Annotated in this window: 16 protein-coding genes and 1 pseudogene; 5 read left to right on the forward strand and 12 right to left on the reverse strand. The window is 46.4% G+C overall.

Annotated elements, in window-relative coordinates:
• Nucleotides 1-12 precede the first annotated feature (12 nt).
• From E5S67_RS11965 to nfi, 9 genes are all read right to left on the reverse strand, one after another.
• Nucleotides 13-1095, reverse strand: coding sequence for an AI-2E family transporter (locus E5S67_RS11965; protein WP_172187394.1), 1083 nt, complete (start codon nucleotides 1093-1095; stop codon nucleotides 13-15).
• Between the two features lie 263 nt (nucleotides 1096-1358).
• Nucleotides 1359-2432, reverse strand: a complete 1074-nt coding sequence (locus E5S67_RS11970; protein ID WP_172187396.1) for a D-alanine--D-alanine ligase family protein — start codon at nucleotides 2430-2432, stop codon at nucleotides 1359-1361.
• Nucleotides 2433-3125: 693 nt separating this feature from the next.
• On the reverse strand, nucleotides 3126-4469 hold the full coding sequence (gene miaB, locus E5S67_RS11975) for a tRNA (N6-isopentenyl adenosine(37)-C2)-methylthiotransferase MiaB (RefSeq protein WP_172187398.1): 1344 nt from the start codon (nucleotides 4467-4469) through the stop codon (nucleotides 3126-3128).
• 196 nt (nucleotides 4470-4665) lie between these two features.
• Nucleotides 4666-5805, reverse strand: a complete 1140-nt coding sequence (locus E5S67_RS11980) for a DNA cytosine methyltransferase (RefSeq protein WP_172187400.1) — start codon at nucleotides 5803-5805, stop codon at nucleotides 4666-4668.
• 180 nt (nucleotides 5806-5985) lie between these two features.
• Entirely contained in the window at nucleotides 5986-6414 is a 429-nt protein-coding gene (locus tag E5S67_RS11985) for a hypothetical protein (RefSeq protein ID WP_172187402.1), read from the reverse strand.
• Between the two features lie 328 nt (nucleotides 6415-6742).
• On the reverse strand, nucleotides 6743-8743 hold the full coding sequence (locus tag E5S67_RS11990; protein ID WP_172187404.1) for an FHA domain-containing protein: 2001 nt from the start codon (nucleotides 8741-8743) through the stop codon (nucleotides 6743-6745).
• 104 nt (nucleotides 8744-8847) lie between these two features.
• Entirely contained in the window at nucleotides 8848-9378 is a 531-nt protein-coding gene (locus tag E5S67_RS11995; RefSeq protein ID WP_172187406.1) for an FHA domain-containing protein, read from the reverse strand.
• Between the two features lie 474 nt (nucleotides 9379-9852).
• The gene (locus E5S67_RS12000; RefSeq protein WP_015175252.1) at nucleotides 9853-10080 is read right to left on the reverse strand and encodes a KGG domain-containing protein; all 228 of its coding nucleotides are present in this window, start codon (nucleotides 10078-10080) and stop codon (nucleotides 9853-9855) included.
• Nucleotides 10081-10531: 451 nt separating this feature from the next.
• On the reverse strand, nucleotides 10532-11185 hold the full coding sequence (nfi, locus tag E5S67_RS12005) for a deoxyribonuclease V (protein ID WP_172187408.1): 654 nt from the start codon (nucleotides 11183-11185) through the stop codon (nucleotides 10532-10534).
• A gap of 626 nt (nucleotides 11186-11811) precedes the next feature.
• Between nfi and E5S67_RS12010 the strand changes: the two genes are divergently transcribed.
• From E5S67_RS12010 to E5S67_RS12020, 3 genes are all read left to right on the forward strand, one after another.
• Nucleotides 11812-12645 (forward strand): prohibitin family protein, encoded by an 834-nt coding sequence (locus E5S67_RS12010; protein ID WP_172187410.1) that lies wholly within the window; start codon nucleotides 11812-11814, stop codon nucleotides 12643-12645.
• A 272-nt stretch (nucleotides 12646-12917) separates the two neighbouring features.
• Nucleotides 12918-15929: an EAL domain-containing protein gene (locus E5S67_RS12015; RefSeq protein ID WP_172187412.1), complete on the forward strand. Its 3012-nt coding sequence runs from the start codon at nucleotides 12918-12920 to the stop codon at nucleotides 15927-15929.
• Nucleotides 15930-16244: 315 nt separating this feature from the next.
• Complete coding sequence (locus E5S67_RS12020) at nucleotides 16245-16961, forward strand: Uma2 family endonuclease (protein ID WP_172187414.1); 717 nt, start codon at nucleotides 16245-16247, stop codon at nucleotides 16959-16961.
• A 249-nt stretch (nucleotides 16962-17210) separates the two neighbouring features.
• Here the strand turns inward: E5S67_RS12020 and E5S67_RS12025 are convergent, their stop codons facing one another.
• Complete coding sequence (locus E5S67_RS12025; RefSeq protein ID WP_172187416.1) at nucleotides 17211-17372, reverse strand: transposase family protein; 162 nt, start codon at nucleotides 17370-17372, stop codon at nucleotides 17211-17213.
• Nucleotides 17373-18116: 744 nt separating this feature from the next.
• Nucleotides 18117-18458: a CopG family transcriptional regulator gene (locus E5S67_RS12030; RefSeq protein ID WP_172187354.1), complete on the reverse strand. Its 342-nt coding sequence runs from the start codon at nucleotides 18456-18458 to the stop codon at nucleotides 18117-18119.
• 709 nt (nucleotides 18459-19167) lie between these two features.
• Between E5S67_RS12030 and E5S67_RS12035 the strand changes: the two genes are divergently transcribed.
• Entirely contained in the window at nucleotides 19168-21075 is a 1908-nt protein-coding gene (locus tag E5S67_RS12035; RefSeq protein ID WP_246276744.1) for an ABC transporter ATP-binding protein, read from the forward strand.
• A gap of 181 nt (nucleotides 21076-21256) precedes the next feature.
• Here E5S67_RS12035 and E5S67_RS34730 read toward each other — a convergent pair.
• Nucleotides 21257-21563 (reverse strand): annotated as a pseudogene (locus E5S67_RS34730) (RNA-guided endonuclease InsQ/TnpB family protein); the annotation flags it as partial.
• A gap of 102 nt (nucleotides 21564-21665) precedes the next feature.
• On the opposite strand from E5S67_RS34730, the gene E5S67_RS32385 reads away from it, so the two are divergent.
• Nucleotides 21666-21890 (forward strand): hypothetical protein, encoded by a 225-nt coding sequence (locus E5S67_RS32385; protein WP_216670375.1) that lies wholly within the window; start codon nucleotides 21666-21668, stop codon nucleotides 21888-21890.
• Nucleotides 21891-23062: the final 1172 nt, after the last annotated feature.

The following is a 23062-nucleotide window of genomic DNA, read 5'->3' on the forward strand; positions in this document are numbered from 1 at the left end:
GAGTTTGCAATTTTATTGCTCTAGAGATTTAATGGAACTAACCGAATCTATTTCCCTTGACTTGTTCCTCGAAATTTCCAAAGTATCAACAGTATTCTTAATAAAACCAGCCATCGGCACAGCAACTAACAAACCTGCTACTCCAGCCACCTTAACCCCCACCAGCAGCGACACTAAAATCCACACGGGATTGAGACCGATAAAACTGCCTAATAACCGAGGAGCAACTCCGCTTTCAATTACTTGCTCAATTATGGTAGCGACAGCTAAGACTGTGACGCCGAGCCAAAAGTTGTTTAATGTGATCAACAAACTGACAATGCAAATACTGAAAGGTGCCCCGAAGGGAATCATGGTCATTACACCCACACCCAAACCGAACAGCAGTCCGAAAGGAACTCGCAAAATTAAAAAAGCAACAGTCATGGACAGTCCCATCAAACCCGCCAAAGTTGCTTGCCCGACGAAGTAGTTGTGGAAGCTTCGCGCCAGCAACTCTCGCAATTGAAGGTTCAGCTTGGAGGGAAACCATTTAAACAAACCTTCCCAAAGGCGATCGCCGTGCAAGAGCAAGTAAAATGTCAGGACTATTGTGAGGAGGGAATTCAACAGACTGTCTGCCGCACCCAAGCCAAATTTGAGAATTTCGCCAGTGAGAGACTGCAATTGAGATGAAAGTCGATCGCTCAATTGGGTAGTCAAACCGCTAACATCAATGCGGAGATTGCGATTTTCCGCCCATTTGTGAAACGCTTCAATCTGTTCTGTGCCAGAAACTATCCAAGTCGGCAGTCTGGTGGCGAGTTCAGTGATTTGGTTTAGCAAAATAGGAGCCAGAGTCAGACCTAAAACCACCAATAGCAGTAAAGTAAAAAAAAATACCGACAAGACTGCTCGATCGCGCTTCAAGCCGTATCTGTGCAGAAAGCGTACTGGATAATCTAGCAAAAAAGAGAAGACTGTAGCGACGATCAAAACTGTAATCAGGGCGCGAAAATATTCAAAGACTAGGAGGGCTAACCAGCAGTTGAGTACCGCTAGGGGAAAAAACAGTCCGTAAGTCCACCAATGCGGAATTTGAGTGAAACGTCTCATCTAAGCTAACCGAGTTAAAATTTGAGATGCAAGATGTGAGATTGACGCTGCTATTCGCTGTTCTCAGTTAAACATTTTATGTTGCATTTAATTTATACTAGCCTGCTAAAAATTGCCAGTTGCTCGACCAGCAGCAGAAATAGGGCTGCGGGCAGGCAGTGCCTGCCACAACCATGTTATATCGTTTCCGCTGGCATCGATATATTACCTGCAAAATAATTTATTTTTTGCTCTTGAGACGAAAGCAGTTTGCCGCTCGCTATTCAACCTTTTTCCCCGTGCCGTTCGAGAGCTAATTGAATTAAACGGTCTACTAATTCCGGGAAAGAAATGCCGTCCGCTGCCCACATTTGCGGATACATACTGGTAGCTGTAAAGCCGGGAAAAGTGTTAATTTCATTAATCAAAACTTCTCCGGTTGATTCAATGTAGAAAAAGTCTACTCGCGCTAAACCTGCCGCGTCTACAGCCAAAAATGCTTGTACTGCCATTTCTTGGATTTGCGAGACGATCGCACCGCTGACTTTTGCCGGGATTGAGCAGTCGGCTTGTCCCAGGGTATATTTAGTTTCGTAGTCGTAGAAATCGCTTTGAAAAGTAATTTCTCCCACGGTTGAAGCTTGGGGATTATCGTTACCCAAAACTGCACATTCTAATTCTCTAGCAACCACACCCGCTTCGACAATTATCCGCCTGTCGTAGCTGGCTGCGCTATCGAGAGCTGCTTCTAACTCAGCGCGCGATCGAGCTTTAGAAATTCCCACAGACGAACCCAAATTCGCCGGTTTAACAAAGCAAGGATAGCCCAAAGTTGCTTCAATTTTGTCGCACAGTTTGGGGAAAACGCAAGGATTAGACCAGATTTCGGAACGGTTGACAGCGATGTATTTTACCTGCGGCAAACCAGCGTGAGCAAAAGCCATTTTCATCGCAATTTTATCCATTCCCAGCGCCGAACCTAAAACCCCCGAACCGACAAAAGGAAGTTGCATTAATTTCAGCAACCCTTGCACCGTACCGTCTTCGCCGTTTGGTCCGTGCAAAACAGGGAACCAAACATCTACGGCATTAAAATTAGGAAACTGTCCAGACGCGGCAGAGTCGTCTTGTCCGGGTTGTTCCTCTATTTCCACAGGTTTTCCGGTGGCTAAGACTTGTTGAGGTAATGTTCCCGACAGCCAGCGGCCGTTTTTTTGGATGTAAAAGGGCAAAACTTCGTATTTAGAGGCATTTTCGTCAGCAGCGAGGGCGCGGGCGATCGCCCGCGCCGAACTAATTGAGACTTCGTGTTCGCCCGATCGCCCCCCGAACAATAGCCCGATCCGCATCGTTGTCATTTTTCACTACTCCTAGGACTTTTCGACAAATATACACGCAGTTAGCGCAACTAACCCAGAGACGAACCGCTTTAAGACTATTTATCTCCTCTGTCTCCTCTGCGATCTCTGCGGTTAAAATCCCCTTCCCGCCTGTGAAAAGCCTAAATTCCCGCCCGGTCATTTTCAGTTAAATCGTTGCCATAATCCACAGCAAACAGCCACCGTTAGTCAAAAATTGCCTCCCTTAAACAGCTTAAAATCGAATCATTTCCCTCAGCATTCGATTCTCGGTTTCTGGCTTTCATTTGAAACAGTTTATTTCCTTCATCGTCCTTCAGCGCAGCCCGATATTCCCGGAATCAACAGAAACGCTTAATACTTCAGCCATCCTCAGTTGTCGGAATAGTTGTTTGCCGCAAAATGCGGATTGGTTTATTCATAATTTGCTGCCGATATTCAATTATATTGTTTCCGGTTGCACCGGAATTATATAGAGGACACGGCAGTGCCGTGTCCCTACCGGGATTAATTGTAGGGACACGGCACTGCCGTGTCCTAGCTGTGGGTAATATTAATGCCGATGCTACCGGATTTGATATTACTTATTTCCACAAATCTAGTTGCGATTTAACCACCCTACAATTTCAGTTTAGAGTATTGAGTTCGCCAACATTATTTGTGGGAATTCAACTCAAAACTCAAACCTCAAAACTATTCCAGCATTTCTCCTGTCAAACTAAAAGCGCGAATATCTGTAATTTTAACTCGCACAATTTTACCCGCCAATTCAGCAATATCGCCCTTAAAAAATGTCAGACGATTGCCGCGAGTGCGTCCCATCACTTGAGTCGAATCTTTGAGATTTTGGACTTCCACCAAAACCTCTTCAGTGCGTCCGAAATAGCGCTGCGATCGTTCCATCGCCGTTGTTGTCACCACATGATTGATTCGTTGCAGGCGATCGGCTTTCACCTCTTCACTCAACTGATTTTCCCACAAAGCCGCCGGCGTTCCCGGGCGCGGAGAATAAGCCGCAGTATTCACCAAATCGAAACCAACGTCTTCGATCAACTTCAAAGTCTTTTCAAACTGCGCTTCCGTCTCCCCAGGGAAACCGACAATCGCATCCGCAGTAATCGAAGCATCCGGCATATAACGGCGAATTGTATCAATAATCCGGCGGTATTTTTCCTGAGTATAGCCTCGCGACATCGCTTTCAAAATATCATTATCTCCCGACTGAAAAGGAATGTGAAAATGTTCGCAAACCTGCGGCAATTCCGCACAAGCCTTAATCAATCTCTCGGTAAAATAGCGCGGGTGGCTAGTAGCAAATCTGAGGCGATCGACACCCGGCACATCCTGCACAAAATAAAGCAAATCCGTCAAAGTATGCTGGTTGCTGCCGTCCGGTTTTGTTCCCGGCAAATCGCGCCCGTAAGCATCAATATTCTGCCCCAATAAAGTTACTTCCTTGTAACCTTGGCGGCCCAAATCCTCCATTTCCGCGCGAATTGCCTCCCGCATTCGCGACTGTTCAACCCCGCGAACATTCGGCACAACACAATAAGTGCAGCGTTCATTGCAGCCGTAAATTACATTCACCCAAGCAGTCACCTTGCTGTCGCGGCGCGGCTTAGTAATATCCTCCATAATCTCAACAGCTTCAGTCGCCACAACTTGATTGCCCTCAAAAACTTGTTCGAGTAAATCTTCAAGTCGGTTAGCGTGTTGCGGCCCCATTACTAAGTCTAATTCTGGCACTCTCCGCAGCAGCGCTTCACCTTCCTGCTGCGCCACGCATCCAGCTACAATTAAAGTTAAACCCGGTTCTTGGCGCTTGCGATGAGCTTGCCTTCCAAGGTTAGAATAAACTCTTTGTTCGGCATTGTCGCGAATCGTGCAAGTATTGTAGAGAATCAAGCTAGCTTCGTTCGGGTCTTCCGAGAACTCAAAGCCCATATTTTCCAGAATGCCGGCCATCCGTTCCGAGTCGGCTTTATTCATCTGGCATCCGAAAGTAGTGATGTGATAGCGGCGGGGTTTAACGGTCATGGCGAATTGCAGGCAAATAAAAAATATAGGTTTTCAACCTTAACAATTTATTATAACACTTCTATGTTAAACGAGATACGTCTAGTAATTGAGACTTTTAGTAATTGTAGGGTGCGCAATGCCCTCCTTACCGCTACAAAGAGTTTTAGATCCGCGACAAATTTTGCGAAGTCTGGTATCTGGCTATTCGGTTTTTTTAGTTAGATAAAAACTGTAAAATTGTTTTGGCAATACCTTGTGCAGCCAAATAAGGAACCCCATTGCCAACAGTTTTAAACATATTAGTCAACGTCATCTTAGCCGGAAGTTCAAACTCTTTGGGCAGTGACTGAACAGCCAGCGTTTCTGCAACAGAAAGTCGGCGAAGTTTGTAAGGGTGCAAGTGAACTTCGTTATTGCCGTAACAAGCTGTCGGCGAATAACGCCACCGATGCAATCGCTTGAAAGATTTTTTTGAATCATCTCCTTCATCAACGGAAGCAAACCGCTTAATGCCAGCTTTGGGTTGAAAATAGTGTTTGGCATTGGGATGGTTGAGAACGTCATTTCTTTGGAACCAAAACTCTACTGTTAACTCTTGGGGAATGCCATCAGGACAAGGCAAAAAACCATCACCTGCAAAGGCAGTTAGATCAGGCCAAGGATGAGAAAAAACTTCTGATTTTGGATAGAACATCTGACTTTGCCAAGGAAATAAACTTTCGGATAACATTTGGCTTTTTTTATCTAGGGAAATGCCCAGATTTTTGAGAAGGTTTTTGCTAAAACCAATCAAAATAATTCTCTCTCTATCTTGCGGGACACCGTATTCTATCGCATTAATTAAACGTTCTGCAAAAACGTATCCCGACTCAGACAACTTATTTTTGAGTGCGTCGTAAAAAGCTTTATGTTTTTTCGTTCTCCACAAACCTTTGACATTTTCAAATAAAAAAAAATCTGGCTGCTGCTGACAAATCAATTCAATGTATGAAGCTGAAAGTTGACCTTTATCTCCTTCTTGACCTCGGTTTTTGCCGCCAATAGAAAAGTCAGGACAAGGCGGTCCCGCGATAAATCCCACAATATCGTGATGTTTGCGGGCATCCTGCATCAATTCCCGCAGGCGAAAAGCTGGTTCTTCCCCTACAAGTCGAGTTACATCTGCTTCCTCTCCTTCGCAATATCCGTATTCTGGTAGCGGCAAATTCAGGCACTGCCGAGAATAGCGGTATGCTTGCATGAAAGGTGGGAAAATTTCATTGACATACGCTACATTAAAGCCGATCGACTCAAAACCCAGATCGAGCAAGCCTGAACCTGAAAAAAATGAGAAAATACAAGGAGGACGGTGCATTGAAGGATGCCAGCAATTTTGAGTTGAGCTTACTATAAATTATGTTTGGTGCCCAGGGATCGGTACACCTGACTGTAAATTCTGTAGGGAATTGGGAATTGGTAGAATAGCCGGAGCGGGTTTATTAGATTATGGGTTTGAGGCGATTATTGTGGGTAAAACCTGCCGCTACACGTATTATTACAGCCATTGACCGCCTCGGAAACGCCAGTAAGGAAAGAAAATCCGCATCAGTGTTTGCGATGCCAGATAAATAGCCAGCCACACTAAACTATAATGCAAAGCAAAAGCTCCCAAGTCAAAATCTTGTGCAGGTATCCCCGGCAAACCGATAATTTTGATTAAAAATAGCACAAAAAGTGCTTCCCAAATCCCGGCGAGCAATTGAAATGCACCGGGCCAATCTCGATCCCAGCGAAACTGCTGGAGCGAGATATATAAGGCATCCCAGCCGATGCCAAAAATCGCTATATACCCTAAAATCCAGAAAAAGATTGAGCCTGATTGGGAGGTAATTAAACCCAGAAAAAAGGGCAGCGTTACTAAAACGCCTATGGTTGAAAATAGCAGTAACCGAGTTTGCCAGCGACCGAATAATGTGGGAGTCATGCGATTTTAGATTTTGGATTTTAGATTTTAGATTAAATGGGAAGGTTGTTCGATTTTAGATTTTAGATTTTAGATTTTAGATTGAATGGGAAGGTTGTGTGGCTAGCGAAGGCTGGGATTTTAGATTTTAGATTGAAGGCGAAGTTTGTTAAATCTCACATTTTTTACCATTTTCAGGAACAGGCAAGATGCCTGTGAAGCAAAGAGTGAGTTTTATTGTGAGCTGGATATCCTGCCCGCCGGTAAAAAACCTATTGAAATAGTGCAATATCTCAGTTAAATCCATTAAATTCTGTACATTGCTCGTTGCCGAACTTCGTCCTTCAAGTTAGTCGGGAGATTTATTAAAAATCCACTTCAACCACTGCACGAACGATCGCCAAACGCTCAGTTTCCGCACACCAGCAACTCTGTTGGCGGCCAGACTTTCAACCGAACGCAAGGCAGCGTATTGCAAGCCCAAAAAGCTGTCTACCGGCGCGTAAGGCCCCCCCAAAGTAATCGCGCCGGCTGCGTATACCCGGCCTTCTCCGTTGCTAGCAGAACAATTCCGCAATTCGGGCACTTCAAAATCGTTGTTAACACTCAGCCGCCCCAAACCGTTGAGGGGAAGATTGTATTGAGCTACCAAATCGTTTAACAGGGGACTGGTTTTTACCTTAGCGTCCAAACCCGTAGCATCAATAATAAAATCAGCCTCTAACTTAATTTGCCCCTTGAGTTCCTTCTCCTGAATGTACGTCACCGTCCGGTTTTGACTGTCGCGCTCGACTCGCTCGACTTCCCCGAAGGTAATTTGATACCATCCTTGACTTAAACCTTCTTTTACAATCCGCCGCCAGTCGCTGCGCTGGGCTGTAGTAGTGCCACCCCAGTCGGTGAGCAACTGCGGCCGAAATTCGGGGGCGGCTTTTTCTAAAAGTACGCGGAGTTCCCCGCCCCAGCAAGCTTTCGGCCAGTTGAAAGGTTGAAATTCGTAGTGATTTTCGACGCTGCGCTGAGCGAGGTTAAATTTGTTGCCCTGAGGTTTGGGCGATCGCATCAAATGCAATACTTGAATATTGCGGTTGCGCTGTCGCGCTTCGTAAATCCGCTGCACCACCCGCGAAGCTACAATTCCCCTGCCTCTAATTAACACGCTGCCGCCGCTGGTCTCCAATTTTTCGTAAACGCCGTCGTGGTTTTCGTAAGCGTTGACAACCGACTCAAAATCCTGGGTTTTTTCGCGGTAAGCTTGCAAATCCGGCAAAAATTGAATGGCGGGATAGCCGGTGGCTAAGTGTACGTATTTGGCGATTAAAAAAGCGTGGTCGCGGTGATCCGCATTCGATCGAGAATAAGCGATCGCGTACCTGCCGTCATCTATTTTGCGAATTCCCCGCACTCTACCGTAGCGAAACATCTGATTCCACCCTATTCGATCGACTTCCCTGTCAATAGAATCAAACACATTCCCCGCGCGAGGCGTATAAGTTTCGGCAAAAGTCGGTTCAGCAAACACCTGCCACATCAACTTCAACGACATTCCCAAACGCCCTTTGAGTAATTCCTGCCAAGCTTCCCGCAAAGCATAGGGAGGCCAGCCCCAAATGTTGTCTGGACAGGAGTCAGAATTCGATCTTAGGCGTTCCCGCAGCGGAATTTGAGAATTCAGGCACAGACGCCGATAGCGGGCGTAAGGTTGCTCTTCCATGCCCAAAACCGCTATTCGATCGGTTTTCACCCCGCAAATTCTCAGCAAATCCACCCAAATAAAGCTGCCCAAACCGCCGCCAACGGCAGCCCAATCAACTTCTGCCACAGGGACTCCCATAGATTGGAGCGATCGCATATTCACTTGAGAAGCGTGCAAAAATGCGATCGGCGGAAATTCTCCCGTAGTACGTGTTTGAGGAAGCTGCAACACCATTTGCTGCCCCCGTGGGTCTGGCCCATTGGTCTGCGGGTTAAAGAAAATGTGAGAATTGACCGAGGGCGTTTCTGGGGAATTAATAGCAAAAGAAATGCCGATCGCGTAGGGGCCAACTTGCAGCATATCCCCGTTTGCCAGCACGCACCGGGTTTGGCGAACGCCGTTAACAAAAGTACCGTTGCGGCTGCCCGTGTCAGTGAGTACGATACTGTTACCTTCGGTGCCAATCACTCCGTGAAAGCGAGAAACTTGACTGCTGCTGAGCGCAATTCGAGAAACTCGTTCCCCGTTGAGTGTGGCCGGCATAGCTTCAAAAATTCGTCCCAAAGCGATGGGTAAGTCGAGTATCGGGGATCGACAATCCCCCGTAGCTGTATCTGTCCAAGTCAGTCGCAGGCGCAAGGGTTGAGAATTCATGATTATTTTTTAAACATCAGCCTTCGGCTTTGAGCTTTCTGCAACAAAGATTTTTGAAATTGAGAGTGTTTAGCGGATAGGCCGATTTTTCCTTTTTCAAACATTCACGGAGAGATCATCACACTCGCCGCAGCCGCCAAAGAAGTACCGCACCACGGACACCCCGCATTCAACTGCGCGTAAGGCGAAATTCGAGTGCACTTCGGACACTGCAAACCATATTTTGAAGGCCCCGTCGGCCCAGAGTTACCCGGTGCGGGAGGCCCCGACAGCAAAACTGTCTGCGGCGCGGCTACCTCCACCTCAGTCACCTTCACCACCTCGATTTGCACTTCGCCTAAATGGATGCGGCTTCCGGGACTCAATTTTGCTTCGCCTCGGGCGAGAATTTTTCCGTCAACCAGGGGCGGATTGCTTTCGCGCAAATTCCGCACTGCATACTCCTGCAATTCCTGATTAAAAAATATTTCAACCTGCAGACCCGATACGCTGGGATGGGAAAATACTATATCGCACTTCGCCGGATCGCGTCCGAGCCTCACGGTTCCCGGATTTTTGCTCGGCTGTCCGTTTTGAATTGTCAGAGTTTGACGCACCCCAGCTTCTGTCCATGCTAAAGTGAGCTGGCTTGTCATGATTGTATAGTTTGCTCAAAAATATAAAAAAATATTAGCTGATTTATTTTGAGGACGGACTTCCTCACCAAAAAACTTAATTAGAATTATTGACGCCGACTCGATCAAACTTCTAAAAATATTATGTGCAGCCAAACAAAAAAGCCCCGAAGTCAGGGCTTTTGATGCTCGTATTGGCTTTTTTTGAGAGACTGACTAGCGCTGGCCAGCTTTTCTTTCCCACAAAATTATTCACCCCAGTGCAGCTTTGTTAAAATTTTGCTGTTAAAGATTTGCCAGCGATTGCTAAAAACTAATTGCTGTGGGGTTTTCAGATTTGCGAAGCTTTGGTGCGCTAATAACGAATTTTGGAGGTATGGCGATCGAACTATCTCGGGAAATTCGCTCGCCCCACCTCCTCAAACGCTCAGTGTCCTAGTGCTATCTCTCAAGCTGCAACTGTGCAATCTTTCGTTGCAGCGCCAGCCGAGAGACTTATTCGCTCTTGCGGCTTTTCCGACCGCCTTCGCGACCAATTTGAGCCATGTGTTCGCGATTTCTGCTGACAGCTTCGCCGCCTTTTTGACCAGCTTCTCTGGCTTCTTCAGGGGTGAATTCGTGTGCAGTTCCTTTCTCGTGTGCAGCTTTTCCGCCTTTGCTAGCAATTGCGCGCTGTTTTTCTGCATCCATAGAAGCGAATCCGCGTTTGCTTTTCTCAGCCATGACTGTCTCCTTGTTTTTTTTCTGATTTTTTAGCTCGATCGCGCCTTCGCCTCCCACTGTCGTGGTTGCTCCCAGTCAGTGGTGAGATATCCGACGGTAAATTATGAAACCTCATCAGACGAATCTCTGCTTTTGGTTTAACTCGCAGAATGAATATTTCATAATTTACAAATGTGAACTAAAAATAGTTCACGCCCGGGCACTATAGTTAGAGCCGCCAATGTTTAAGCAGGTTACTGTCTTTCAATCATTGTAGAAACCCCCCAACTTTTATACCTCTTTCTCAGGTATAGTCATTCTTTAGTTCGCTGGAAGGATGGAAGCTAAAGCTGATTGGGGGTAGACTCAGAGGATTTTTTGACTTAACGGCGACACCTCAAAAATTAAAAGTCCCAAGAGGGATGCTTTTTTGCCTTTTTACTTTTTTTTTGATGCCTTCCGCGCTTGCCAGTTATCCCGATGTTAGTTGGTCTGCCGATCGAGTTGTTTCTGGTAAGCGATATTTTGGGGCGCAGCACAGGACGTACTCGATCGCACTTTTCAAGTTTACCTTATGGCCTATCGAAACATAAATCGGTTTTACCCCTGTTTGCGTCCTCAGCGCTGCACCTACCGTTGCTCCCTCCAGCAGCAAGGGTTCCCAACTGCCCCGGTCGAGACCGACTTCTGAATGTTCTCCAATAAATCGATTTTTGGCAACTCCGATGGTCGCAATCCCTGTCAACACCCCCAAATGGCAGGCAAGACCGAACCTGCGGGGATGGGCTAGTCCTTGACCGTCGCACAATATTAAGTCTGGCCTCAAACTGATATTTTCCAAAGCCTCAAGGACTGCCGGCACTTCTCGAAAAGACAGGAAACCCGGAATATAAGGAAAAGTTGTAGGACTGCGAACCACAGCTTGCTGCTGCAACTGCAAGTCGGGAAAGCTCAGAACTGTTACAGCGGCCCGCGATACATCGTTTGCACTGTCGTAGCCGACATCTACGCCTGCGACGTACCGAATTGTCTCCAGTTGATTTTCGGTAATTACCTCTGACCGAAGCTGTTCTTGAATGGCGATCGCCTCTTCAATTGTCTGCGGCCAAGGGTGTCGCTGCAACATTAGGCATCTTTATTTAACCGTTCTCATCTAAGTCTAACTTATTTTCTGGCATTTTTAAACTCGGATTTTTATCCTTTTACACTATAAATTCACAGCTTGCGTAAGGAGTCTTTCTTTATACTCTGGATGTTTGAGTAAGGCGGGCCGAGGCTTATTCTACAAATAGAGTCTGTACGTCGGAGAGTGAAATTCTATCTTTCGCGGCTTGCACCAATCCGCAAAGGTTTCACTGCCGCTCACCTCCAATTTTCTACTCAAAATTTACAAAAAATACCTATTTGATGCTGATTTTTTAGCTTTCTAGAAAGCTTTATCTTTGCGATCGCCATTTTATCGCTTGTCGGAGAGTGATCGAGCTATCTATTTACTTCTGCTTTATCTAAAAAAAACCTCCTTGTCAAGATGATTGAAACATTTATTCATCAATAATCTCACCCAGCTACAAGTGCCATTGTTCATCCTCGCTCATCGAGTTAAGAAGTTCCCAGACCCTCACAACTATATGACTTTTATGACAAAAAATAAATGAATTTATGAGTTGTTGCACCATTAACATGAAGTTATAATCTTAGATAATAGCGAATAGAAAACTAACATCAAGTAACACAACATAGGTGAATTAAGATATGAAAACCATGCAAAGTGTTCGGTACAACCTAGCTCTCTACATCGTCGGTGGCATCGTCTTCATCATCGCCGCCTTAATTTTAAGACCTTTTACCATCGTCGGCGCAGGGGAACGGGGCGTCATGATGCGCTTTGGCAAAGTTCAAGACGCTATTTTAGATGAAGGCATCCACCCGATTTTACCGATCGTCACCTCTGTAAAAACTCTCAGTGTGCGGGTACAAAAAACAGACTTGAAAGCAGATGCAGCCTCCAAAGATTTGCAAAGTATTACTACAGATTTGGCAGTCAACTGGAATGTCGATCCTGCCAAAGTCAATCAAATTTTCCAACAAATAGGAGACGAAGAACAAATTGTTACCAGCATTCTGAGTCCGGCTATTTCGGAAGTTCTCAAAGCAGCAACTTCTAAAAAAACCGCAGAAGAAATTATCACTAAGCGCACGGAACTGAAAACAGAAATCGACAACAGCCTCAAAAAGCGTTTGGAACCTTACGGCGTCATCGTCAGAGATGTTTCGTTAATAAATTTTGGCTTTTCTCCAGAATTTAGCAAAGCCATCGAAGCCAAGCAGATAGCAGAACAAGAAGCCAAACAGGCAGAATTTACAGTTAAAAAAGCAACCCAAGACGCTCAAGCCCAAATTAATCGCGCTAAAGGTCAAGCCGAATCTCAGCGCTTGCAGCGGCAAACTTTAACTCCTGAAATTTTGCAGCAGCAAGCGATTGAAAAATGGAACGGTCAGTTTCCGACAGTAATGGGAGGAGGTGGAACTTTGCCCTTAATTAATATTGCGCCGCCGAGCTCTCAAGCTGCAATTCCTGCTAAATAAGCTGCTGCGCATCCCGATTAACGGACCGCGGGGAGAAGGGGAGAGGGGGAGAGAGTCCGAGGGGCAGAGGAATAGAGAGAGCGTTTTCACTGCAGAAGTGAAGATGTGCTTTTTTAAATGCCCAACAGCAAGCGTATAAAATACAACTAACAACTAAGGTTAAATCCCGCTTACTTAAGTACCAACATACAATTTACGTGGCGCAAACTCTGAAAAACGCTAAAGTAAGAAGCAACTCGGAAATTGTAAAGGTTTGCTTGAAAGTTCGGCTGATGGGAGATCGGGAGAACCAGTCAATTTCTAATTTAGGTGAAGTGGGGGGTGCCGGCGATCGCCATACTGCATCAGAAGCACTGTGGCTGCGCGATCGAGCCTTGGCAGCTACTAGCAGCGGCATTGTCATTGCTGACGCCAATGCACCCGATTGCCCCATAATTTATTGCAATCCGGCCTTTGAACGGATGACAGGTTACTGCGCCAGTGAAATCTTGGGGCGCAATTGCCGATTTTTGCAAGGTCCGGATACCGATCGAACTACTGTAGCTAAGATCCGCGACGCCTTGCGCCAAGGTCTAGAAATCAAGACAACAATCAAAAATTACCGCAAAGACGGCAGTCCTTTTTGGAGCAAATTGTCGCTATCTCCCGTGCGAGACGACAGCGCTAATTTGACTCACTTCGTAGGGATTCAGTCGGACTTGTCGGAACGCATCTGTGAAGTGCACGAAGCCTTGCAGCAAGCTAACGACCAATTGCAAACGATTTTGGAAGCAGTTCCGGGAACAGTATCTTGGATTAGCTCGGATTTGCACTATTTGGGGGTTAACCAGCACTTAGCCAAACTGCACGGTTTGCCGCCGTCGGCTTTTGTCGGTCAAGATATCGGTTTTCTGGGCGCTAGCTCGGATTTTAACTCTTTTGTGGTGGAGTTTTTTGCTGGCGACGCTACGGAAGCGGTTAAAGAACTCAGCGTTAAGGTGAAAACAGATGGCGGAGAGTCGGCGGGATACTATTTGATTGTGGCTCAAAAGTACGATCGCGGCAAAGCAGCTTGTCTGGTAGGGATAGACATTACCGAGCGCAAGCGGATAGAAGAAGCTCTGGTGCTGACTCGCAAGGCGGTGGAAAGTTCGAGCGACGCGATCGGGATCAGCGATGCGAACGGCACTCACATCTATCAAAATCAAGCATTTTCTCAGCTATTTGAATGGGATACGGCAGAGGAATTTAAGCTAGCCGGAGGTATACCGGCAGTTTTTGCTGACCCCGCAGTCGCAAGCGAGGTACTCGACACTATCGCCCACGGTTATTCTTGGTCTGGTGAAATTACCAACCGCACCAGAAGCGGCGAAATGTTGCAAGTGCTGCTGCGGGCCGATGCTATTAAAGACCGCACAGGGAAAATAGTCGGTCGGATTTACATGAATACCGATATTACCGATCGCAAGCGCACTGAACAAGAGCTGCGGCAAAGCGAGAAGCGCTTTCGATCGTTGATTGAAAATGCTAGAGACATTATTGTGATTCTGGACGAGAAAGGCTTTTGTCGCTATGTCTCTCCTTCCCTAGAGCGGATTTTGGGCTACCCGACGGCGGAAGTGCTCGGCCGATATGTATTTGACTTGATTCACCCTGACGAATTGGTGATAGTGGATCAAGTGTTCAAAGGTGTCATGCAAAAGCCGAGAGTTAGCCTGGGAATGGCCGAATACCGAGTGCAGCACAAGGACGGTTCCTGGTGCGTGTTGGAAGCGGTGGCGACGAATTTGCTCGACGAACCTTCGGTGCGGGGAATTGTGGTCAACTGTCACGACGTGACTGAGCGCAAGCTGGCTGAAGAGCAATTGTTGCACGATGCTTTGCACGATGCGCTGACGGGGTTGCCGAACCGGGGTTTGTTGACTGACAGGTTGGGGCAAGCTTTTGCGCGCGCGCAACGGCATCCAAGCGATCGGTTTGCGGTGCTGTTTCTGGATTTGGACAGGTTTAAGGTGATTAATGACAGCCAGGGACACCGCACGGGCGATCGGCTGTTGGTGGCTGTGGCTCGCCGTCTCTTGACTTGTTTGCGGCCTGGCGATACGGCGGCGCGTGTGGGGGGAGATGAGTTTGTGATTTTGCTGGAGGAAATTCAGGGTGTTGATGAGGCGATCGCCCAAGCAAAGGAAATTCTCCAGGCGATCGAACGACCGCTTTATTTGGAAGGGAATAAAGTTTTAATTACTGCTAGCATCGGCATTGCTTTGAATACCGACAAATATCAGTGGGCAGGAGATATTTTGCGCGATGCTGATATTGCGATGTACCGCGCCAAAGCTCTCGGTAAAGCTCGCTACGAAGTGTTTACGAGTTCGATGCACACTCGGGCTGTGGCTTTGATGAACTTGGAACACGATTTGCGGGAATCGGTTGAAGAGCTGAATTTGAAACATTCAATAGTGGATTTAGGATGTGGGGCGGCGCAGCAAAACTCGCCTACGAGCGAAATCGAGCGGAAGTTGGAGCGTCCGAAATCGCAATTTGCTCCTTTTAAATTGGAATGTCCTTTTACTGTTTATTACCAGCCGATCGTTTCTTTGAAAAGTGGCTCAGTTATCGGATTTGAGGCGTTGGTGCGCTGGCTGCACCCGGAACGAGGTTTAGTTTCCCCGATGGAATTTATTGCGATGGCGGAGGAAACAGGGCTAATTACGCCTTTGGGTTTGTGGGTTTTGAACGAAAGCTGTCGCCAAATTATCAAGTGGCAGAGTTTGAATTTACCTGTGGGAAATTCGGGACTGACAGTAGCAGTAAATCTTTCCGGGAGGCAGTTTTCGGAACCGGACTCGATCGAGCAAATTAAGCAAGTTTTGCTGGAAACGGGTGTGGACGCTCGCTGTTTGAAGTTGGAGATTACTGAGAGTGTGCTGATGGAAGATGGGGAAGTGGCGGCGGGGATGCTTTCGCAGTTGAGAGAGTTGGGGATTGAGCTGTGCATTGATGATTTCGGGACTGGTTATTCGTCTCTGAGTTATTTGCACAGGTTCCCGATTAATATTTTGAAGGTCGATCGCTCTTTTGTCAGCCGCATCGGGGAAAAGGGCGAAAATTTGGAAATCGTGCGCGCGATCGTCATGCTGGCCAGCAGTTTGGGGATGAAAGTAGTGGCAGAAGGTGTCGAAACCGCCGTCCAGTTGGCTCAAATGCGGGCGATCGGCTGCGAGTACGGTCAGGGGTACTTTTTCTCTAAACCTCTCGACAGCGAGGCAGCTACAGCCTTGTTGAGCCGATCGCCGAAATGGTGAACTGAACCAAATATTTAATTTGTATATTGAAAAATATTAAAACTATTGCGCGGTGCGCTTATTGTAGAATCACACGATTTTAGATTTTAGATTTTAGATTGAAGAAAGCGACCCCACTGATAAATCCGGCGGCTTGCGATCGGGATTCGGAGCTTTTTTCTCGCTCCACGAATGAATCCGGGGGCTTGTGACCAAATTGCTTGATTGTAAATAAGGGCGATCGGTCTTTTGCTAATCGATGCCTGGAGTGTTAAAGTTACACTTGAAAAATTACAATTGAGTAGAATAGCAAACTCTCGAAATAGGTAAAAATATATGTCTCAATCTATTGTGCCAGCAGTCGAAGAAAAACAGCTCGATACTTCGCCGACATTAACTTTTGAAGAATACCGATTTTATCAAAGCAATGACGATGTAAAATACGAATTGTACAAAGGCAAATTAATACCGATGGCAACAGCGACAGTTTTACACATAAAAATTTGCGAATATTTAGTTTACAAATTGCAGCGTTACCTAGCTGAACACAATCTTGATTTAGTAGCAAAAACAGGTTTAGGAGTCAGAACCGAAGAAAATTCCTCCCGTGTTCCTGATGTAGTTGTTTGCACTAAAAGTCTTTTAGAGCAAGCTGCTGCTAGACCCGGAGGGGGCATCCTTGACTTTGATGAAACGCCATTATTAGTGATTGAAGTAGTCAGCCAAGATCGGCGGGCAGATTATATAACTAAACGAGTAGAGTATGAACTAGCTAACGTGCCGGAATATGTGATTGTTGACCCTGCAGAAAACCGACAGCGGGTGCGAGTTGCGGCATTTCCAAAAGGTGATGACGTTTATGCACAGGTAGATTACTTGCCCGGTGAGGAAACGGTATCTGTAGTATTTCCCAATCTGAGATTATCAGTCAATGAAATTTTAGATCCGCCATTGGTAGAAGGGTTAATTAAGGCAGAACAAGCTCAATTGCAGAAAGCTGAAAGATTGGCGGCGAGGTTGCGGGAATTGGGCGTAGATCCTGATGCTGTGTAGGCAATTGGATAAAGTGCGATCGCCTTTTACGAGAGAATTCACATACACAGGCCAGTCAAAATCCGACGGGCCGAGTACATTAGCAGCGGGATCTGTAGCTTTTACCATTGACGCATATTAATAAGTGCGATCGAGCAATTTATCGTAACTTGTCGGTTCTGAATGAAGGAGTTGCTTAATCTAGGTATGAAAAAAAATTAGTTGAAAATCCCGAAGCTTTGTGGATACTGGTTTCTCTGACTTGCATATTTAGCCTTTCATACCGTAAATCAGCAACGCCAATTTTTGCAACCATTGCTGCTTACTGGTTCCATAATTTTCCATGTCTTCCCATCCATCACCTCCAGCTATTGTAGATAATATGGCAATGACGAGAATGTCTTTAAATAGGTGGCGTTTGGTTCGGTTCACTATGAGGGTCGGGTACGTCGTCAAAATAACTTGACAAGCTCCCTTGTAACTCTTGCATGGAAATAGGTTGGGGCGGGTTTTGTGGTTGCTTTGATTTAGGCCTTGCGAAAACTGGCGCGAATCCTTGATTCATTGAGTTTTACCCACCGCGCCGGGCGACTTAGCTTTTAAGACATTATAGAATCGCTAATACCTAAAGCCCTCATCCTCTATAGTCGTATTTTTGTCAAGTACAATTTATACCAAATTAGATGAGCTTACCCTGGATGTGAGGCAGGCTAAAGTATCATTCTCGACCGCTATTTAGAGCAGCAGCAACTGTATCGGATATTTGTAATATTTATTTGTCGAGCCAGCTCTTTTTCGATATCTGGTCGCACAGGTAATCGAATTGTCCCATGATTTTAGCTTAAAGACTCTTTTTCCTAATTTAACCGATATCTCATCAATTTACTACTTAATTTCGTCCCCGTATTAGCCGGTAAATCAGCCCTTATAAATCCTGTCTAACTATTAATGAAATTGCTACATATTGAACACATAAATGCGATTATGAGCTGAATTTGGATGAACGCTCTTTCATAAAAACTAACGCATTTTCTGTACCCTGGTATGCAGGATTCAATCCCTGACGGGGCTGGTAATTAGTTGGCCAGTCACGCCAATATGCCACCAGCCCGCTACAGTATTTCGATGGTTTAGAGAAGTTTTCCACTACCTTGAAGCGGGTTAAAATGATCGCTTTTACCCGTCCGTCTCCTTCAATCCATCCTCCAACAGCACCCGCACGATATCTACTTTCTTGCGCCCCGTCTTTGCGGCTAACATCGACAGTTTGCGGTGCAGGAATTCGGACATATCCACAGCAAACCTAACCGTTGCTTCTTTATCGGGTACTTGCAGTTTGCTCATCAGGCTAGGCTCCTTTGATTGAATGCGAACTGGTTCTAACGCCGATGCTTCCGGCTGCGGTGGTGTTGGAGTTGGCAATGCAGTTTCCTGTGCGGGTTGTGTGGCTAGTGTTTTCGCTATTAGTGATGCTGTGGGTGTTGTTGCTAGCGATACAACGAATGGTGGTGCTTGCACACCTGTTTTTATGTGTGTTAGCTTATTACGTAGAAGGGCATATGTGTCAACGATTACCGTCCGTCGTCGTTGTTCGAGGATGAGGAGCGGTTGAATGCTTCTGATTCGGAGCAGGTGGTTGTTCCGGTTAAGCCATCCACTCCAGCAAAACGGAAAGCTTCAACAAAATGTACTTTTGAGGGTTTTCCACTTCTAAATTTTCGGACGTTAATAACAAATTTATCGACAATCGCTAAAAATCGAGTCTAGCCTAAATTGCGTCGGGTTTCAGTTAGTTTCGACAAGCTGACGATGCCGGCTCCTTTGCAACAGAGAACTTTGGATTTACTGAAGGTTTTCCTAATATTGTAGTCATCTATTAGGCGAGGGCATTAGCCCTATTGCCCGACTGATGGGGTTTTTGCTTGGATGCGATCGACCACAAAGGGGAAGTTCCGCTAGAAAAGTTGAGATAGTCTCAACTTTTCGACAGTTTTCGGGAAAGCAACGCTTACGCATCACACCAGGAAGCAAAGCGAGCTCGCTTTCTATTTAGCTACCCTTAAACAACGAAACTATACTTAAATCTTCCACCAGTCGAATAATCTCACATTCCGTCTGCCCTGCTTGACAACAGGGGTTAAAACCCAAAGTTAATTTCTAGCTTCTCTGACAGGGGTGAAACTTCCTAATTGGTGCATTGTCTTACTTAGAGGCATCCAGCACATCCATGAATTTTCCATTCAAAGCACGTTTGAAGAGCCAGAAGAATTCACCAAAAATGGTGATGCCGTTAATTAACCAACATTGGTTGGTGCGGATCGTCCTGCGCTCTATTTCCTACTTCCGCAAAGACTTATGGCTGATCGTCACGCTCTTGCTTTTGATCGGGGCATCGGTGCTTTTCAACCTTCTCAACGCGTGGCCGGTGGCTATTCTAGTCGATACGGTTTTGTCACCAACTCCTCCAGCCAACTGGATTCATACGCTGTTTCTTGCCCCGTTCGGTGAAGGCACGCTGAACCGAATTTTCGGAATGGCGTTCGTCGCGATGATTATTAGAATCCTGAGCGATACCGTCTTCATGCTCCGCAGGATGTTGAACTACCGCATCCAGTACAACGGAACCTTGCGGGTTCGCACCGAACTCTACGACAAAATGCAGGCGCACAGCCTCGGTTGGCACGGGTCGCGATCGCAGGGTGACGCAATCTATCGGTTGAGCTACGACAGCCTCGGACCCTGGGGGGTGATCGATACGCTCATCGGCTCCACGGCCGCATCGGTGACGCTGACGGCGATGATCTGGATCATGCTGTCGCGCCACGTCCTTCTTACCGTGTTTGCACTTTCGTTCACGCCGCTTCTAATACTGGCGAATTGGTATTTCGAGGGAAGGATTAGGAGTCGAGCCCTGGAGTCGAAGCAGACCGATGCGGTGATGACCTCAACCATGCAGCAAGGTATAGAGTCGATCGGGCTAATCCAGTCCTTCGGTCGAGAAGCAACGGAGTCGCGGCGCTTCGGGCAGATGGTCGAACGCAGCGTCAAGGCATCCATGCGACTCAATTGGCAAGAGAACCTCTATCCGCTAGCGGTTCAGGTAGTCTTCGCCCTGGGAAGCGGGGTAATCTTAGGCTACGGCGGATACCTAGTTTATCGCGACCAGTTCTTGCGTCCGGTGCCGAACGGCGTGAGCATCGGCGATCTGCTCGTATTCATGGCGTACCTGGGGCAGTTCTGGGACCCGATAGGTTGGGTGTTGGGGTTCACTACTAAGATTCAAACGTTTGTAGCTTCATGCGATCGCGTCTTTACTGTTATTGACGAGCCGCCCGCCATAAAAGATCAGCCTGACGCGCGATCGCTTCCCGTCCATCCCCGCACACTAGCACTTTCCGATGTAAGCTTCGAGTACAATTCTGGGCAACCCGTCTTGCGGAACATTAATGCTAGTATCGAGCCGGGTCAGATGGTGGCGTTTTTGGGCCCTAGCGGGACGGGAAAGAGCACGCTGCTCAATCTCTTGCCTCGCTTCTACGACCCGACATCGGGCAGCGTCCTCCTCGACGGCTTCGACCTCCGCACCCTTAAACTTGCCGATGTCCGCAAACACATGGCGCTCGTCTCGCAAGGCAGCCCACTCTTTCCCGGAACGATCGCAGAAAATATTGCTTACGGTCGCCCGGATGCTCTGCTCCTCGATATTCGGGAGGCGGCGGTCGAATCCGGGGCAGCCGAGTTCATCGAAACTTTGCCGGAGCAGTACGATACTTTAATCGCTGAGGGCGGTCAAAACCTCTCGGGCGGACAGCGACAGCGCTTAGCTATTGCGCGAGCGCTCGTCACTAAGGCCCCCATACTCATCCTCGACGAACCCACGAATGCGCTGGACTTGAAGCACGAGCAGTGGGTCCTAGAGACTCTGCAACGTCTGCGGCGCAAGAGAACCATCATCTTGGTCACGCACCGACTCGAAACTGCCGTAGACTGCGATCTGATTTTTGTGATGCAGGAGGGCGAGATTGTCGAATCTGGCACTCACGCCGAACTCCTTACCCAGCAAGGGTTCTATTACCGAATGTTGGGCTACAAGCCAGTAAGGTCAATAGGGCTTACTGATAAACCGCTCGGTTAAACTTACCCAAAACTACCCAAGTCTAGATTTAACTGGACAGAAGTAGTTTCGGCGTTAACTTCCTGTTTTACAGCGGTCTTAGAATGACTTCTAAGAGGTTTGTCCGCTCCGCAGGCAATCTCGGTAGAGCTTACCGTTTCTGACCGTTCAGGGATAAAAATATCCTCAAACCATCGGTCAATATTACGAGCCGCATTTAAGTCCCTGTTTGCTCTGTAGCCACAGTCAGGACAGATATAAACGCGGTTTTTTAACGGTATTTTGTGACGGTGATTACCACAGTTAGAGCAAATTTGAGAACTTGGAAAGAACCTATCCACTAGGATTAGTTTGCTTTGGAATCTCTCAGTTTTGTATTCTAACTGGCGTTTAAACTCGTACATTCCACAATCAGCAATTGCACCTGCTAATTTATGGTTTTTCAAGAATGCCTTGACGTGCAAATCCTCGATTTTAATTTAGCTGTGGTTTTTGGCGAGGTGGTGAGTTAGTTTGGGGAGCATCTCAATTATGCAAAGAGTATAAATACTAACAAAAGCAGTATGCAAGAAGTATGTAAAATGTAAAAATACACTTACGAGCGAGAAAACATGACCCCAGAAGAAACTCAAGAACTCCAAAAAAGTCTACAAAAGATATCCGCTATCTTACTCAAGAATACACCATCAGAACAGCTAAAAGACTTTGGCAGTATTGAATTAGCGGTTAGAGACAATGTACTCAAAGAACTAGCCCCAGAGATAGGAAAATTTTTTAAGCAACAGCAGCCAAACAGAAGCAGGCAGAGCCAGAGAAATCCAGACCTGCATGGGTAAATGGCGAGTGAGAGAACAACAAAGTAAAAAACTCGGACTCAAGAAAGGGACAAGATTAAGCCCTCACTTAGAAAAAAGCTGCCTAATATTGAGCGCCAACGTATCTGTCGCCAATACCACCAAAGACTTACAACAACTCACAGGAATATACGTATCCCACAGTACGCAACAACGGCTAGTACATTGACAATAATTTGTGGAGGCTCTAGCAGAGAAAACTGTCACTGCTTTGAGTTTAGATGGAGGCAAGGCAAGATTAAGGACCGACCTAGGAGAAGCCAGTGAATGGCGAGACTACAAAGCCGTGGCATTGCATCATCAACAGGTGCTGCTTTCTTTAAAGAGAATAACAAGCTATTGGATTTGGTGAATCGACAGCCTCGATAGTGAGCCAATTACTTGTTTGGGTGATGGACATCCAGGGGTCAGGAATTTGATAGCTGCGATTGCTTCATTCGAGAAACGTTTAGAGATTTTAGATTGGTCTCACCGATCCGGAAAACCTGTACAAATTGGGTGCTTCTAATCAACGTTTGCGAACAGTGGAGACTCATCTGTGGCGTGGTCAGGTCGATGGGGCAATCGCTACTTTGGCTGACTGGGATGTACCTCACGTCAAGAACTTTCTGGATTATCTAGAACGACATCGATGTAGAATTCCTGATTGTCAGGCGATGCAATCTCAAAAGATCACAATTGGTTCGCTTTGCTGTCGAGGCGACAATTAAACAGATTGGAGGGAGAATTAAAATATCCGGGGCCGGTGGAATCGTGACAATCTGGCTCAAGTTCTGAAACATCGTTGTGCTTATTTAAATCTCGCTTTGGCCTGAATAGTATTTATACTCATTACATATTTGAGATGCTCCCTAGTCTAGATGGAAGCTCATAACGGTAAATGTATTAGTAGTTACCTTTTACACCATAAACTCAGGAGAGCCATTAGCTTTAACTTGATACAACAGTGGCTAAAAGTTTTTCCGATTCCACAATTATCTACAGGCTTGGCTCGATTAAATGCGTTAATGAATTTTTACCCAAATCCCTTCTTTCACTTGATGAATGAGAGTGAATTTTTATTTTCTTCTTCCGCTTAGTGACAGAAGACGGATATCAGTTATTGAGAATGCTAAAAAGCTATACAAAATAAGTATTACAGGCAAAATATATGA

It is taken from the genome of Microcoleus asticus IPMA8, assembly GCF_013179805.1.
Taxonomy (GTDB): Bacteria; Cyanobacteriota; Cyanobacteriia; order Cyanobacteriales; family Microcoleaceae; genus Microcoleus; species Microcoleus asticus.